This is a genomic window from unidentified bacterial endosymbiont, assembly GCF_918797525.1.
Taxonomy (GTDB): domain Bacteria; phylum Pseudomonadota; class Gammaproteobacteria; order Enterobacterales; family Enterobacteriaceae; genus Enterobacter.
In genome coordinates, this window is sequence record NZ_OU963893.1 from 80,939 (window position 1) to 96,054 (window position 15,116).

General features: G+C 52.8%; 13 protein-coding genes. 8 read left to right on the top strand and 5 right to left on the bottom strand.

What is annotated here, in order from left to right; translation table 11 throughout:
• Nucleotides 1-6: 6 nt before the first annotated feature.
• The 4 genes from rbsC to kup form a co-directional block, all read right to left on the bottom strand.
• Nucleotides 7-972, bottom strand: a complete 966-nt coding sequence (gene rbsC / locus NL510_RS00400; protein WP_253380710.1) for a ribose ABC transporter permease — start codon at nt 970-972, stop codon at nt 7-9.
• A 4-nt stretch (nt 973-976) separates the two neighbouring features.
• On the bottom strand, nt 977-2,482 hold the full coding sequence (gene rbsA / locus NL510_RS00405; protein ID WP_253384690.1) for a ribose ABC transporter ATP-binding protein RbsA: 1,506 nt from the start codon (nt 2,480-2,482) through the stop codon (nt 977-979).
• Nucleotides 2,483-2,489: 7 nt separating this feature from the next.
• Nucleotides 2,490-2,909: a D-ribose pyranase gene (gene rbsD / locus NL510_RS00410; protein WP_253380712.1), complete on the bottom strand. Its 420-nt coding sequence runs from the start codon at nt 2,907-2,909 to the stop codon at nt 2,490-2,492.
• 193 nt (nt 2,910-3,102) lie between these two features.
• Nucleotides 3,103-4,971, bottom strand: a complete 1,869-nt coding sequence (kup, locus tag NL510_RS00415) for a low affinity potassium transporter Kup (RefSeq protein WP_253380714.1) — start codon at nt 4,969-4,971, stop codon at nt 3,103-3,105.
• Nucleotides 4,972-5,193: 222 nt separating this feature from the next.
• Between kup and ravA the strand changes: the two genes are divergently transcribed.
• Together ravA and viaA are read left to right on the top strand one after the other, a co-directional pair.
• The gene (ravA, locus tag NL510_RS00420) at nt 5,194-6,690 is read left to right on the top strand and encodes an ATPase RavA (RefSeq protein WP_253380717.1); all 1,497 of its coding nucleotides are present in this window, start codon (nt 5,194-5,196) and stop codon (nt 6,688-6,690) included.
• Nucleotides 6,684-8,135 (top strand): ATPase RavA stimulator ViaA, encoded by a 1,452-nt coding sequence (viaA, locus tag NL510_RS00425; RefSeq protein ID WP_253380719.1) that lies wholly within the window; start codon nt 6,684-6,686, stop codon nt 8,133-8,135. The genes ravA and viaA overlap by 7 nt, the downstream gene beginning before the upstream one ends.
• On the opposite strand, the gene asnA is transcribed toward viaA, so the two are convergent.
• Nucleotides 8,136-9,128 carry an aspartate--ammonia ligase gene (gene asnA, locus NL510_RS00430; RefSeq protein ID WP_253380721.1) on the bottom strand — a complete coding sequence of 331 codons (993 nt, stop codon included), beginning with the start codon at nt 9,126-9,128 and terminating at the stop codon, nt 8,136-8,138.
• Nucleotides 9,129-9,279: 151 nt separating this feature from the next.
• On the opposite strand from asnA, the gene asnC reads away from it, so the two are divergent.
• The 6 genes from asnC to atpB all read left to right on the top strand — a co-directional run bounded on the left by asnC (nt 9,280) and on the right by atpB (nt 15,067).
• Nucleotides 9,280-9,738 carry a transcriptional regulator AsnC gene (gene asnC, locus NL510_RS00435; protein WP_253380723.1) on the top strand — a complete coding sequence of 153 codons (459 nt, stop codon included), beginning with the start codon at nt 9,280-9,282 and terminating at the stop codon, nt 9,736-9,738.
• Between the two features lie 90 nt (nt 9,739-9,828).
• Nucleotides 9,829-10,269, top strand: a complete 441-nt coding sequence (mioC, locus tag NL510_RS00440) for an FMN-binding protein MioC (protein ID WP_253380725.1) — start codon at nt 9,829-9,831, stop codon at nt 10,267-10,269.
• Nucleotides 10,270-10,652: 383 nt separating this feature from the next.
• Nucleotides 10,653-12,542, top strand: a complete 1,890-nt coding sequence (gene mnmG / locus NL510_RS00445) for a tRNA uridine-5-carboxymethylaminomethyl(34) synthesis enzyme MnmG (RefSeq protein ID WP_253380727.1) — start codon at nt 10,653-10,655, stop codon at nt 12,540-12,542.
• 80 nt (nt 12,543-12,622) lie between these two features.
• The gene (gene rsmG, locus NL510_RS00450; RefSeq protein ID WP_253380729.1) at nt 12,623-13,246 is read left to right on the top strand and encodes a 16S rRNA (guanine(527)-N(7))-methyltransferase RsmG; all 624 of its coding nucleotides are present in this window, start codon (nt 12,623-12,625) and stop codon (nt 13,244-13,246) included.
• Between the two features lie 616 nt (nt 13,247-13,862).
• Nucleotides 13,863-14,243: a F0F1 ATP synthase subunit I gene (atpI, locus tag NL510_RS00455; protein ID WP_159126025.1), complete on the top strand. Its 381-nt coding sequence runs from the start codon at nt 13,863-13,865 to the stop codon at nt 14,241-14,243.
• Between the two features lie 8 nt (nt 14,244-14,251).
• On the top strand, nt 14,252-15,067 hold the full coding sequence (gene atpB / locus NL510_RS00460; RefSeq protein WP_253380731.1) for a F0F1 ATP synthase subunit A: 816 nt from the start codon (nt 14,252-14,254) through the stop codon (nt 15,065-15,067).
• Nucleotides 15,068-15,116 lie beyond the last annotated feature (49 nt).

Sequence of the window (15,116 nt, forward strand, 5' to 3'; positions counted from 1 at the left end):
CGTCAGTTACTGTTTTTTGTTGTCTACCAGTACCGCCAGCAAAATCACCACTGCCTTAACGATCATCTGGTAATAGGAGGAAACACCTAATAAATTCAAACCATTATTCAGGAAACCGAGGATTAATGCGCCGATCAACGTCCCAACAATGCGACCCTTACCGCCCGCAAGACTCGTCCCCCCCAGCACCACCGCCGCAATGGCATCCAGCTCATACCCCGTACCCGCTGTCGGCTGCGCAGAAGAGAGGCGCGCCACTTCGATGATCCCCGCCAGGGACGCCAGCAGACCGCACAGGGAGTAAACGATAATTTTGACTTTATTAACGCTGATCCCCGAGAGTCGTGTAGCCGCTTCGTTACCGCCCAGCGCATAAATATAACGGCCAAGACGAGTGTGATGCAGCATGTACCAGGCCGCCAGGAAGACGATAGCCATGATCCAGACCGGCGTCGGGATCCCCAGCGGGCGACCAATACCGAACCAGCCAAACAGATCGGCGTTATCGGTAAAGCCGGTGTTGACAGGGCTACCGTTGGTGTAAACCATGGTCACACCACGCAGGAGCAGCATCATCACCAGCGTAGCGATAAACGCCTGAACGCGCCCTTTAGCCACAATGACCCCGGTAACGGCGCCAATCGCTGCGCCAGCCGCCAGTGCAGCGGCAACCGCCACCAGCGCATTCACCTCAATCCCTACAATTGAAGCGGCTATCGCACCGGTGAGCGCCAGCAGGGAACCGACGGACAGATCGATCCCCGACGTCAAAATCACCAGCGTCATCCCCACCGCCATAATGGCGTTCACGGAAGTTTGCTGAAGAATGTTAAACAGGTTGTTAACGGTAAAAAAGTTCGGGCTCATGGTGGACACGATCGCGATCAGCACCAGCAGGGCAATCAGCGATTTTTGTTCCAGCAGCCATGCCCTGGTGAAATAACGGCGACCAGAAACAGCCTGGGTAGTCATCTTCTTACTCCTGATTCACGCGATTAAGCTTGCCTACAGCGGCAGCCATCAGAACTTCCTGGGTGGCCTGCTCGCGAGTGAATTCACCGCCGAGATGCCCTTCATGCATGACGATAATACGATCGCTCATGCCTAGTACTTCTGGCATCTCGGAAGAGACCAGAATAATGCTCAGCCCGTCGGCCTTAAACTGGTTAATCAGCTGATAAATCTCTTTCTTCGCGCCGACGTCTACGCCGCGCGTGGGTTCATCAAGGATCAACACTTTCGGACGCGTCATTAAACCGCGAGCTATAGCCACTTTCTGCTGATTACCACCGGACAACAGGCCAATCGCCTGCTCCATCGACGGCGTCTTGACGTTAAAGAGACGGATAAAATCGCTGACCGCCTGCTGTTCATCTTTGTGCTTCAGGCTCCCGCCGCTGTGGCTGAAATAGCGCAGCGCGGTAAGCGACATATTCTCTTTTACCGACATGCCCAGCACTAAGCCATCGCGTTTGCGATCTTCAGAGATATAGACGATGCCATTTGCCAGGCCATCCTGCGGAGAGCGCGTAACCACTTCATGGCCGTCGAGCGTGACGTAGCCGCTGGTACGCACCAGTGCGCCATAGAGCACTTTCATCAGTTCGGTACGGCCAGCACCCATCAGGCCCGCTACGCCGAGGATTTCTCCCTGGCGCAGGGTAAAGCTCACGTCGTTCACGCCCGGACCGCAGAGGTTATTCACCTTCAGGCGGATCTCACCGGGTGCTTTATCCAGATGCGGATACTGATCTTCGAGCTTACGCCCCACCATCATTTCTATCAGCGAATCTTCGGTCAGCGTAACCACTTCACGTTCGGCAATAAACTGCCCGTCGCGGAAGACGGTTACGTCGTCGCAGATTTCAAAAATCTCTTTCATGCGGTGAGAAATATAGACAATCCCGCGCCCCTGCGATTTCAACTCGCGGATGACGCGGAACAGGGATTCGGTTTCAGTATCGGTCAGGGCGTCGGTCGGTTCATCCATAATGATGACCTTTGACTCAAAGCTCAGCACCTTCGCGATTTCCACCATCTGCTGATCGCCAATGGAGAGGTCGCCCACCAGGCGGTCGCTCTTAAAGCGCAGGTTCAGCTTAGCCAGCAGCTTGTCTGCTTCGGCATACATGGTTTTCCAGTCGATTTTGCCAAAGCGATTGACGAACTCACGCCCGAGGAAAATGTTCTCCGCAATCGTCAGCTGCGGGATCAGGTTCAGCTCCTGGTGGATAATGCCAATACCCGCCTCCTGAGAGGATTTTGGGCCACTGAAGGTAGTCTCTTTACCCAACCACACCAGTGAACCGGCATCACGTTGATAGATCCCGGTCAGCACTTTCATCATGGTGGATTTGCCGGCGCCGTTTTCACCCACTAGCGCCATGACGCGTCCGGCATAAACGTTCAGCGCCGCACCGCAGAGAGCTTTCACGCCCGGGAACGCTTTATCGATCCCTTTTAGTTGCAGTAATGCGTCCATGATGGCCTCAGAAGGTGACGCCAGCACAGAGAATGATATTCGCATACGGGGAACACTCCCCGCTGCGAATCACCGCCTGACTGTCTGCGGTTTGTTGTTTGAACTGCTCGTGTGTTGTGTAACGAATTTCGATGGTGTTTCCCTGGTGCTGTTGCAGTTGCTCAATATGACCGAGCAACGTTTCGTGGAGCTGCGGATTATGTTGTTTGATTTCCGTTGCGAGAATGACCGCCTCAATCTGCATCTCTGCCGTCACGACGTCCAGTACCTGCATAAACGAAGGAACGCCCTGCGTTAACGCCATATCAATACGGGTTGTGCTGTGCGGAACCGGTAAGCCTGCATCGCAAACCACCAGCGTATCAGTATGCCCAAGACGGGAAATAACCGATGAGATTTCTGAGTTGAGTACCGTGCCTTTCTTCATTATTTTTGCTCCACTAGCGAAACGTTTCGCTGGCATCAGTTTTATCTCAAGAGTGTTCAGAAAACCATCATGACGTAACAGATTTGTGATCAACGTCGAAACGTTTCGCTAAGTGAAATGAGGCAAGAAAATGCACTTTATGCCCCCTCTCCCGGCGGGAGAGGGGGATGGGGGCATCAGCCCGTAGAGGAGATTAAATCTCGACCTGCGTTCCCAGTTCAATCACGCGGTTAGGCGGGATCTCAAACTGATCGGGCGCGCGCAGGGCATTACGTTGCAGAATAAGATACAGCTTGCCGCGCAAACGCAGGTACCACGGACGCTTGCCGATAATCAGCGACTCATGGGACATAAAGAACGAGGTTTCCATCATCCGGCAGCTTAAGCCTTCCAGACCACAGCGGTGGAACACCTCTTCCACGTTAGGCGTTTCGCGCCAGCCATAGCTTGCTACCACGCGCCAGAAGGTCGGCGACAATTGCTCTATCTGCACGCGACGCACGTTATGCACATACGGCGCATCTTCAGTACGCAGGGTAAGCAGAATAACGCGCTCGTGCAGTACCTTGTTGTGCTTAAGGTTATGCATCAGCGCAAACGGGATCACCTTCAGCGCGCGTGACATATACACCGCGGTCCCTGGCACACGTACCGGCGGAGATTTCTCCAGCGAAGCAATCATCGCCTCCAGGGAGTTACCGTGCTCATGCATACGACGCAGCAGGCGGAAGCGCTCGCTTTTCCACGTTGTCATCACAATGAACATGACCAGGCCCAGCGTCAGCGGCAGCCAGCCACCGGAGACAATTTTGTCGAGGTTAGCAGAGAACAACGGAATGTCGATGCACAGGAAACCCACCAGAATCATCCCCACGAGGAACTTATTCCAGTGCCAGTTACGGTACGCCACCGTGGTGGAGAGAATTGAGGTCAACACCATCGTACCGGTCACAGCGATACCGTATGCCGCGGCCAGATTGCTGGAGTGTTCGAAGCTGACGATAACAATAACGACCGCAACATAGAGCAGCCAGTTAATGAAAGGAATGTAGATCTGTCCTGACTCCATCTCTGACGTATGGATGATGCGCATTGGCGAGAGGTAGCCAAGACGTACCGCCTGGCGCGTCAACGAGAATACCCCCGAAATCACCGCCTGGGAGGCAATTACCGTCGCCAGGGTAGCGAGGATCAGCATAGGCACCAGCGCCCAATCCGGCGCCAGCAGGAAGAACGGGTTCTTAATGGCTTCTGGATGTTTGAGAAGTAACGCGCCCTGGCCGAAGTAGTTCAGCACCAGCGACGGCAGCACGACGGTAAACCATGCCACGCGAATAGGCAGCTTCCCGAAGTGCCCCATATCCGCATACAGCGCTTCAACACCGGTAATAGAGAGCACCACCGCACCGAGCGCGACGAAAGAAACCACTTTATATTCAAGGAAGAAACGCACCGCCCAGTACGGATTCAGGGCGTGCAGCACGTCAGGGTTAGCAATGATGCTGCGTAAACCGAGAGCGGCGAGGATCAGGAACCAGGCCAGCATAATCGGCGCAAACAGTTTCCCCACCAGCCCAGTACCGTGCTTCTGGATAACAAACAGCAGCGTCAGAACAATAATGGCCAGCGGCACAACCCAGGTATCAAGATGTGGTGCGATAATCTCAAGCCCCTCTATCGCAGAGAGCACCGAGATAGCGGGCGTAATAACCACTTCCCCATAAAAGAAACTGCCACCAATCAGGCCAATGATGACCAAAAATGACGTCATTCTGGCGGACGTATTGCGCCCGGCAAGGGACATGAGGGTCAGGATCCCGCCTTCTCCCGCGTTATCTGCCCGCATGACGAAGGAGAGATATTTAACAGAAACTACCAGGATCAACAGCCAGAAGATCAGCGACAAGAAGCCAAAAACGGCTTCACGCTCTACACCAAATCCAAACTGACCGGACAAACATTCACGAAGCGTATAAAGCGGGCTGGTGCCGATATCACCGTAGACAACCCCGATAGCCGCAAGCGTTATAGCGGGTAATGATTGCTTTTTATCAGTGCTCATAGACTAGTCTTTTCGTTTATATAACAAATGTGTGCTTAGTCCCTTGGCCCACAAAAAGCGCACAGTATGCACGATTCAATGCAAAATCGTACCCCTAATTGCAACCGCTTTAATGTAGCGCAAAGAAAATAGCGCCGCACTTCAGTCTATTACCAGCCCTCACTGAAACGTCTATACTCGCTTCAATTGGCCGCTACGACGCCGAAAGGATGCAAAACTATTATGGCTCACTCACATTTATTAGCAGAAAGAATTTCCCGCCTTAGCAGCGCGCTGGAAAAAGGCCTCTACGAGCGAAGCCACGCCATTCGTCTCTGTTTACTGGCGGCGCTGAGCGGTGAAAGCGTGTTTCTGCTTGGCCCACCGGGTATTGCGAAAAGCCTGATTGCCCGCAGGCTGAAGTTTGCTTTCCAGAAGGCGCGCGCCTTCGAATATCTGATGACCCGTTTCTCCACGCCCGAAGAGGTGTTCGGCCCGCTCTCAATTCAGGCCCTAAAAGATGAAGGGCGCTATGAGCGATTAACGGCAGGATATCTTCCGGAAGCGGAGATTGTTTTTCTTGATGAGATTTGGAAAGCCGGCCCGGCCATTCTGAACACGCTGCTTACCGCAATCAACGAACGTCGGTTCCGTAACGGCGCCAGTGAAGAGAGAATCCCCATGCGCCTGCTGGTGGCCGCGTCAAACGAACTGCCTGAAGCCGACAGTAGTCTGGAAGCGTTGTACGACCGCATGTTGATTCGCCTGTGGCTGGATAAAGTGCAGGATAAATCAAACTTCCGCGCCATGCTGGTAAGCCAGCAGGATGAAAATGAAAACCCGGTCTCCGCCTCGCTGCAGGTGACGGATGAGGAGTACAACCAGTGGCAACAGGACATCAATAAAATCACATTGCCTGACGCGGTTTTCGAACTGATTTTCATGCTGCGTCAACAGCTTGATGTACTGCCTTCAGCGCCCTATGTCTCTGACCGGCGTTGGAAAAAGGCGATCCGCCTGCTGCAGGCCAGCGCCCTGTTCAGCGGCCGTGATGCCGTTGCGCCCATCGATCTTATCCTGCTGAAAGATTGCCTCTGGCATGACGCCGAAGGCATGAATATGCTGCAGCAACAGCTGGATATATTGATGACCGGGCACGCCTGGGGCCAACAGTCGATGCTTAACCAGCTTGGGGCGATTGCCCAACGGCGCATTCAACTGCAGCAGCAGCAAAGTGATAAAACGGCGCTGAAGGTTAACCGTCTGGGCGGTATGTTTGCCCGCAAGCCGCACTATGAGTTGCCGTCCGGGCTGAACAGCCCAACCCTTACGCTTCTGCTTCAGCAGCCGCTCAAACTGCACGATATGCAGGTGGTCCACATTACGATTGAGCATGAGGCGCTGGCCCAGTGGCTTGATAAGAGCGGTGAGATCCGCGGCAAGTTCAACGGCATCGGTTTTGCTCAGCCGCTAAATATGGAAGTCGATAGCAGTCTGCATCTGGTGATCCGCGATGTCAGCCTGCAGGGATCCCGTCTTGCTCTGCCGGGAGCGGCTACTGACAGCGTGCCGGAAGAGATTAAGCAGCAGCTTGAAGCGCTGGATACCGAATGGCATCAGCAACACACGCGCTTCAGCGACCAGCAAAAATGTCTCTTTATTCACAGCGACTGGTTAGGCCGCATCGAAGCCAGCCTGCAGGATGTGAGCGCGCAGATTAAACAGGCTCGTCAATGCTAACGCTGGACACGCTCAACGTGATGCTGGCGGTTAGCGAAGAGGGATTGATTGAAGAGGTGGTTATTACTCTTCTCGCCTCACCACAGCTGGCGGCTTTCTTTGAAAAATTCCCGAAGCTCAAAAAAGCGATGACGGACGATCTGCCGCGCTGGCGGGAAAACTTGCGGCAACGGTTTAAAGAGACCGGGGTGCCGCCTGAATTGACCGAGGAAGTTGCCGGTTATCAGCAGTGCCAGCGGCTCTCCACACCACAGTTTATCGTTCAGCTTCCACGAACGCTGGCGCTACTCGATAAGGTGCACTCGCCGTTTGCCAGCCAGGCGCGAGCGTTGGTCACGGAGCACGCCCCCTTTACCCCGGCCCTGCACACCCTCTTTTTGCAGCGCTGGCGGCTAAGTCTTGTGGTTCAGGCCACGTCACTCAACCAGCAGTTGCTGGAGGAAGAACGTGAACAACTGCTCAGTGAAGTTCAGAAGCGTATGACCTTAAGCGGCCAACTGGAGCAGGTGCTGGTTGAAAATGAAAATGCAGCCGGGCGGCTCTGGGATATGAGCGCCGGGCAGTTACGGCGCGGCGACTACCAGCTTATCGTCAGGTATGGCGACTTTCTGGCGCAGCAGCCGGAACTCATGAAGCTTGCGGAACAACTTGGCCGCTCCCGGGAGGCGAAATCGGTGCCAAAGAAAGATGCGCCAATGGAAACCTTCCGCACCCTGGTCCGTGAACCGGCAACCGTGCCGGAGCAGGTCGATGGGCTGCAGCAAAGTGATGACATTTTGCGCCTGTTACCTACCGAACTCAGCACGCTGGGGATGACCGAACTGGAGTATGAATTTTACCGTCGGCTGGTGGAGAAGCAGCTCCTTACCTACCGGCTTCAGGGCGAATCCTGGCGCGAAAAGCTAAGCCAGCGCCCGGTTATCCATCAGGATTTTGATGAACAACCGCGTGGGCCTTTTATTGTGTGCGTCGATACCTCTGGTTCGATGGGCAGTTTTAACGAGCAGTGTGCGAAAGCGTTCTGCCTGGCCCTGATGCGCGTGGCGCTCGCCGACCGACGCCGCTGCTTTGTTATGCTCTTTTCCAGCGAAGTGGTGAGTTATGAGCTAACGAACCAGAAGGGTCTGGAGCAGGCAATTCGCTTTTTGAGCCAGCGTTTTCGCGGCGGTACCGATCTGGCCAGTTGTTTTCGCAGCATCATAGAACGCATGCAGGGCGGTGAATGGTACGATGCTGACACGGTGGTCATTTCCGATTTCATTGCCCAGCGGCTACCGGATGATGTGGTCAACAAAGTGAAGGAACTACAGAGGGTGCACCAGCATCGTTTTCACGCCGTGGCAATGTCAGCCCATGGAAAACCCGGCATCATGCGCATTTTCGATCATATCTGGCGCTTTGATACCGGGTTACGTAGCCGCCTGCTCAGGCGCTGGCAGCGTTAATTACAGAAGAGAATCCACGCTTTCACGGACCTGCTGCGGCCAGACGCCACACTGCACCTGACCAATATGAGAGAACTGCAGCAGCAGCATGGTCAGACGGGACTGGCCAATTCCGCCGCCAATAGTTTGTGGCATTTCTCCGCGCAGCAGCGCCTGATGCCATTCAAGCTGAAGACGATCTTCATCACCGGTTATCGCCAACTGGCGTTTTAGCGCATCGGCATCCACGCGGATCCCCATGGAAGAAAGCTCGAACGCATCTTCCAGCACCGGGTTCCAGACGAGGATATCACCGTTCAGACCGGCAAACTCTTCTTCACCCGTGGTGCTCCAGTCATCATAATCCGGCGCACGCACATCATGGCGTTTTCCGTCCGATAGTTTGCCGCCGATCCCTATCAGGAACACGGCGCCCAGCTCTTTGGCTATCGCACGTTCACGGCCTTTAGCATCCAGATCCGGGAAGCGGCTGAGTAGCGTCTGGCTGTGGACAAAGTGGATCGATTCCGGCAGGAATGGCGTCAGACCAAACGCTTTACTCACTGCCGCTTCGGTCGCTTTGATCCCGGCGTAGATGGCCTCAACGGTCGATTTCAGCGTGCCTGTGTGGCGTTCTCCATCACCCATTACCCGTTCCCAGTCCCACTGGTCAACATAGACAGAGTGAATAGCGCTAAGGCGATCTTCATCGGGGCGAAGGGCTTTCATGTGCGTGTAAAGCCCTTCGCCCGCGCTGAAGTCGTGCAGTCCCAGAGTTTGACGCTTCCACTTTGCCAGGGAGTGAACCACTTCGAACCGGGCGTCTGGCAGTGTTTTCACCTTAACCTGTACCGCTTTTTCGCACCCGGACAAGTTATCCTGCGTCCCATCGCCCACGCGGCTGAGAATTGGCGCCTGAACTTCAATCAGACCAAGCTTTTCTTCCAGCTGGCGGGAAAAATGGGATTTAACGAAACTGATCTGGCGTTGTTTTGCGATATAAGCGGTTTTCATTTTTTATACTCCTGCGTTCTGTTGGTATTGATTAAGCAACAAAAAGGGCACTCATTTCAATAATCAAACAACAAAAAGCCGCCTTCGATTTTAATTCATTAAAATAAGCCGCTAAAATAGAGATATTGAATAATCAAGATAAGAAAAACCTATGGAAAATTATCAGATCGACAATCTCGACCGCAGCATCCTGGAGGCGCTAATGGCCAATGCACGTACCGCCTACGCCGAACTGGCGAAACAATTTGCCGTCAGCCCGGGGACTATTCACGTCCGCGTAGAGAAAATGAAACAGGCGGGGATCATTACTGGTGCGCGTATAGACGTTAGCCCTAAACATCTGGGTTATGACGTATGCTGCTTTATTGGCATTATTCTCAAAAGTGCAAAAGATTATCCCTCTGCCCTCGCCAGGCTGAACGCCCTCGAAGAAGTGACCGAGGCGTATTACACCACCGGGCACTACAGCATCTTTATTAAAGTGATGTGTCGTTCCATTGATGCCCTTCAGCAGGTACTTATCAACAAGATCCAAACAATCGATGAAATTCAGTCCACCGAGACCCTGATCTCCCTGCAAAACCCGATCATGCGCACCATCCGCCCATGATCGGGCAATTTCATTCCCACATTTTCCACAGGTAGATCCCAGCTCGTTCACAGCGTACAATGTCCGCCTCTTTATCTGAGCGAGCGATCAATGGCGGACATTACTCTTATCAGTGGCAGCACCCTGGGCGGCGCAGAATATGTTGCGGAACATCTGGCTGAAAAGCTGGAAGATGCGGGCTTTTCCACCGAAACCCTGCATGGACCGTTGCTTGAAGACCTCCCGACTGCAGGGATCTGGCTACTGATCTCCTCCACGCACGGCGCGGGCGATGTTCCGGACAACCTGCAACCCTTATATGAAGATCTGCTGGAACAACAGCCTGACCTGACAAACGTCCGTTTCGGCGCGGTGGGTATCGGTAGCCGTGAATATGACACTTTCTGTGGTGCAATAGAGAAAATCGAAGCTGCTGTCACCTCATGTGGAGCAAAACAGGTGGGTGAGACGCTGAAGATCAACATCCTCGATCACGATATTCCGGAAGATCCAGCCGAGATCTGGCTGGGTGAATGGAAAAAATTACTCTAATTAGGTTAAAGATTACGCAAACAGATGTGGATAACTCTGGTTAAAAGCTCGTATTAACCCGTAGTTATCCCATTAATAACCCTGAATCTGTTTTTGGCCTGTGTATAAAGTACCTCTTTGATCCCAGCTTATACTGTCCAGGATCACCGATCACTAACAGCAAACGATCCTTTCTAAAGGCATGATCTTCTTTATAAGATCGGGCTTATCCACAGAAGTCTGCGATCCTAATAAGAGATCACAATAGAACAGATCTCTAAATAAAAAGATCTTCTTTTAATAACCCAGGATCCCGGTGCTTTCTCGAAAGACGAAAGTTGAGTAGAATCCACGGCCCGGGCATCAAACCATTTTTCATACCGCTTTACGCGAGGCAGACCACCATGTTTTATCAGGATCCTTTTGACGTCATCATCATTGGCGGGGGTCATGCAGGCACTGAGGCCGCAATGGCCGCGGCGCGGATGGGTCAGCAGACCCTGCTTTTGACACACAATATCGACACGCTGGGACAAATGTCCTGTAATCCGGCGATTGGCGGCATTGGGAAAGGACACCTGGTAAAAGAAGTGGATGCACTTGGCGGCCTGATGGCGAAAGCGATCGATCGGGCAGGGATCCAGTTTAGGATACTAAACGCCAGTAAAGGCCCTGCCGTCCGTGCAACCCGGGCACAGGCTGACCGTGTGCTTTACCGTCAGGCCGTGCGCACCGCGCTGGAGAACCAGCCAAACCTGATGATCTTCCAGCAGGCCGTTGACGATCTTATCGTTGAGAACGATCGCGTTGTCGGTGCAGTAACCCAGATGGGGCTGAAATTCCGGGCAAAAGCGGTTGTGCTGACCGTGGGGACATTCCTGGACGGTAAGATCCATATCGGTCTCGATAACTACAGCGGCGGCCGTGCTGGCGATCCGCCATCAATTTCACTCTCTCGCCGTCTGCGTGAACTGCCGCTGCGCGTTAACCGCCTGAAAACCGGAACCCCGCCGCGTATTGACGCGCGAACCATTGATTTCAGCGTACTGGCGCCGCAGCACGGTGATAACCCGCTGCCGGTGTTCTCGTTCATGGGCAATGCGGCACAGCATCCTCAGCAGGTACCGTGTTACATCACGTACACCAACGAAAAAACGCACGACGTAATCCGTAATAATCTCGATCGCAGCCCAATGTACGCTGGCGTGATCGAAGGGATCGGCCCACGTTACTGTCCGTCGATCGAAGACAAGGTGATGCGTTTTGCCGATCGAAACCAACACCAAATCTTCCTGGAGCCGGAAGGACTGACCTCTAACGAAATTTACCCGAACGGCATCTCCACCAGCCTGCCGTTCGATGTGCAGATGCAAATTGTGCGCTCAATGCAGGGCATGGAGAACGCGAAAATTGTGCGTCCGGGCTACGCTATTGAGTATGATTTCTTCGACCCACGTGACCTGAAGCCTACCCTTGAGAGTAAATTCATCCAGGGGCTGTTCTTCGCGGGCCAGATTAACGGCACCACCGGTTACGAAGAAGCTGCCGCTCAGGGCTTGCTTGCGGGTCTGAACGCCGCACGTTTCTCTGCCGAGAAAGAGGGCTGGGCGCCGGGTCGTTCTCAGGCCTATCTGGGCGTGCTGGTTGACGATCTCTGTACGCTGGGTACCAAAGAACCGTACCGTATGTTTACCTCTCGCGCGGAATATCGCCTGATGCTGCGCGAGGATAATGCCGACCTGCGTCTGACCGAAATGGGCCGTGAGCTGGGCCTGGTGGATGACGAACGCTGGGCGCGCTTCAACGAGAAGCTGGAATGCATCGAGCAGGAACGTCAGCGTCTGAAAACAACCTGGGTAAATCCGCAGGCAGAAACCGCAGCTGAAGTGAACGCTTACTTAACTGCGCCGCTCTCACGCGAAGCCAGTGGAGAAGATTTGCTGCGACGTCCTGAAGTCACCTATGCCAACCTGGTGACGCTAAGCCCATTCTCACCGGGCCTTGAAGACGCTGAAGCGGCTGAGCAGGTTGAAATTCAGGTGAAATACGAAGGGTATATCGCGCGTCAACAGGATGAAATCGACAAACAGCAGCGTAACGAAAACACGTTGTTGCCAGAAATGCTCGACTATCGCCAGGTGACGGGGCTCTCAAACGAAGTCATCGCCAAACTCAACGATCACAAACCTGTGTCGATCGGCCAGGCGTCGCGTATTTCCGGCGTCACGCCTGCCGCAATTTCGATTCTGCTGGTGTGGTTGAAAAAACAGGGCATGCTGCGCCGCAGCGCATAGCCCCTTGAAAATTGCCCGGTGGCGCTGCGCTTACCGGGCCTACAGCAATCCGCCAATAAGTATTTAAACAGGTACCCACCGTGCTCAATAAACTCTCTCGTCTGCTGGATCAGGCAGGTATTTCGCTCACCGATCACCAGAAAAGCCAGCTGGTGGCCTATGTCGATATGTTGAACAAATGGAATAAAGCGTACAACCTGACGTCGGTGCGCGACCCCAACGAGATGCTAATCCGTCATATTCTCGATAGCATCGTGGTTGCGCCCTATTTGCGTGGCGATCGCTTTATCGACGTCGGTACAGGCCCCGGTCTGCCGGGTATCCCGCTATCTATCGTGCGTCCTGAGTGTCATTTCACGCTGCTGGACAGCCTTGGCAAGCGCGTGCGCTTTTTACGCCAGGTGCAGCATGAACTAAAGCTTGAAAACATTACGCCTGTACAGAGCAGGGTAGAAGCGTTTCCATCTGAGCCGCCCTTCGACGGGGTTATCAGCCGTGCATTTGCTTCACTTAATGACATGGTCAGATGGTGTCAGCATTTGCCTGCAGAAAATGGCCGGTTTTTTGCCCTTAAAGGCCAAATTCCGGCGGATGAAATTGGCCAGCTTCCGGAGGGATTTGCAGTGGAGTCAATTGAGAAATTACAGATCCCTCAACTGGATGGGGAACGCCATCTGGTGATAATTAAGCCAAACAATTTTTAAAAATATAATAAAATTTGTGGAATTTGTGCTGTTCTTTATGTGTTAAAAGACAGCACAACGAAAAGGATTTGGCGGAGGTTAGTTTAACCTTGTCGTTACCAGGGTGTTTCTGTTGGTTAACTTTATCGGGATTGTTCACCGTGAGGATAATCAACAATGAAAATATCAGGCTGCTAAAAGTGGGCTGAGGCAACCAGAATGCAATGTTAAATATTTATTAAAAATGTCAATAAAAGGTTTTTATTGTATACAGGGCTGTTTTGAAAAAAGTTGCGATATTTTTTCTTTAATTTCAGAAAGATGAAATAGTACGATTTACGTCTTTGATAAATACAACCTTATCGTAAATGTGCATTTTGTGATCTCGTGCACGCTTTATCGTCAACGTTTTCGCGCTGTTTGCAGTTTTGACCGAAGGGTGGCGCTTTCAACAAAAGTTAAAAAATAGCGCTGGGGAAAAATATTTAAACATTTATTCACCTTTTCGCTACTTAATGTTTGAAATCACGGGGGCGCACCGTATAATTTGACCGCTTTTTGATGCTTGACTCAGAGCCTCAAAGGACGTTTTATACGACACGCGGCATACCTCGAAGGGAGCAGGAGTAAAAACGTGATGTCTGTGTCGCTCTTGAGTCGAAACGTTGCTCGTAAGCTTCTGTTCATTCAGTTTCTGGCTGTGATAGCAAGTGGACTGCTGTTTAGCCTCAAAGACCCCTTCTGGGGCATCTCCGCCGTATGCGGGGGTTTGGCGGTTGTTCTGCCAAACGTGTTGTTCATGATTTTTGCCTGGCGTCATCAGGTGCATACACCCGCCAAAGGCCGCGTGGCCTGGTCCTTCGCCCTCGGCGAAGTGTGTAAGGTGTTGCTGACCTTTGCTCTACTGGTGATGGCGCTGGCGGTATTGAAAGTGGTATTTATGCCGCTGATAGCGACGTGGGTTTTGGTGCTGGTGGTACAAGTTCTGGCTCCAGCTGTAATCAATAACAAAGGGTAAAAGGCATCATGGCTTCAGAAAATATGACGCCGCAGGATTACATAGGTCACCATCTGAATAACCTTCAGTTGGACCTGCGTACATTCTCGCTGGTGGATCCGCATAACCCCCCGGCCACCTTCTGGACGCTCAACATCGACTCCATGTTCTTCTCGGTGGTTTTGGGTCTTCTGTTCCTGGCCATGTTCCGCGGTGTTGCTAAACGAGCGACCAGCGGTGTTCCAGGGAAGTTCCAGACGTTCGTTGAGATGATCATCGGCTTCGTCCATGGCAGCGTGAAAGACATGTACCATGGTAAGAGCAAGTTGATTGCTCCATTGGCCCTGACCGTGTTCGTTTGGGTCTTCCTGATGAACATGATGGACCTGCTGCCTATCGACCTGCTGCCGTTTATCGGCGAGCACATCTTCGGTCTGCCTGCACTGCGTGTTGTACCGTCTGCGGACGTAAACATCACCCTGTCGATGGCGCTGGGCGTGTTTATCCTGATTCTTTTCTACAGCATCAAAATGAAAGGCGTAAGCGGCTTTGTGAAAGAGCTTACCTTGCAGCCGTTCAACCACTGGGCGTTTATTCCGATCAACCTGATCCTGGAAGGCGTTAGCCTGCTGTCCAAACCTGTTTCACTGGGTCTGCGACTGTTCGGCAACATGTATGCGGGTGAGCTGATTTTCATTCTGATCGCGGGTCTTCTGCCGTGGTGGTCACAGTGGATTCTTAATGTGCCATGGGCCATTTTCCACATCCTGATCATTACGCTGCAAGCCTTTATCTTCATGGTTCTGACGATCGTCTATCTGTCGATGGCGTCTGAAGAGCACTGATTTTTTATCAACACTACTACGTTTTAATTGAAACAAACTGGAGACTGTC

Bases quoted from the DNA above. Each gene is read 5' to 3' on its own strand.
- mioC (WP_253380725.1), top strand. From the start codon at position 9,829: ATGGCGGACATTACTCTTATCAGTGGCAGCACCCTGGGCGGCGCAGAA.
- rbsD (WP_253380712.1), bottom strand. From the start codon at position 2,909: ATGAAGAAAGGCACGGTACTCAACTCAGAAATCTCATCGGTTATTTCC.
- asnC (WP_253380723.1), top strand. From the start codon at position 9,280: ATGGAAAATTATCAGATCGACAATCTCGACCGCAGCATCCTGGAGGCG.
- rbsA (WP_253384690.1), bottom strand. From the start codon at position 2,482: ATGGACGCATTACTGCAACTAAAAGGGATCGATAAAGCGTTCCCGGGC.
- viaA (WP_253380719.1), top strand. From the start codon at position 6,684: ATGCTAACGCTGGACACGCTCAACGTGATGCTGGCGGTTAGCGAAGAG.
- rbsC (WP_253380710.1), bottom strand. From the start codon at position 972: ATGACTACCCAGGCTGTTTCTGGTCGCCGTTATTTCACCAGGGCATGG.
- mnmG (WP_253380727.1), top strand. From the start codon at position 10,653: ATGTTTTATCAGGATCCTTTTGACGTCATCATCATTGGCGGGGGTCAT.
- ravA (WP_253380717.1), top strand. From the start codon at position 5,194: ATGGCTCACTCACATTTATTAGCAGAAAGAATTTCCCGCCTTAGCAGC.
- kup (WP_253380714.1), bottom strand. From the start codon at position 4,971: ATGAGCACTGATAAAAAGCAATCATTACCCGCTATAACGCTTGCGGCT.
- atpI (WP_159126025.1), top strand. From the start codon at position 13,863: ATGTCTGTGTCGCTCTTGAGTCGAAACGTTGCTCGTAAGCTTCTGTTC.
- asnA (WP_253380721.1), bottom strand. From the start codon at position 9,128: ATGAAAACCGCTTATATCGCAAAACAACGCCAGATCAGTTTCGTTAAA.
- atpB (WP_253380731.1), top strand. From the start codon at position 14,252: ATGGCTTCAGAAAATATGACGCCGCAGGATTACATAGGTCACCATCTG.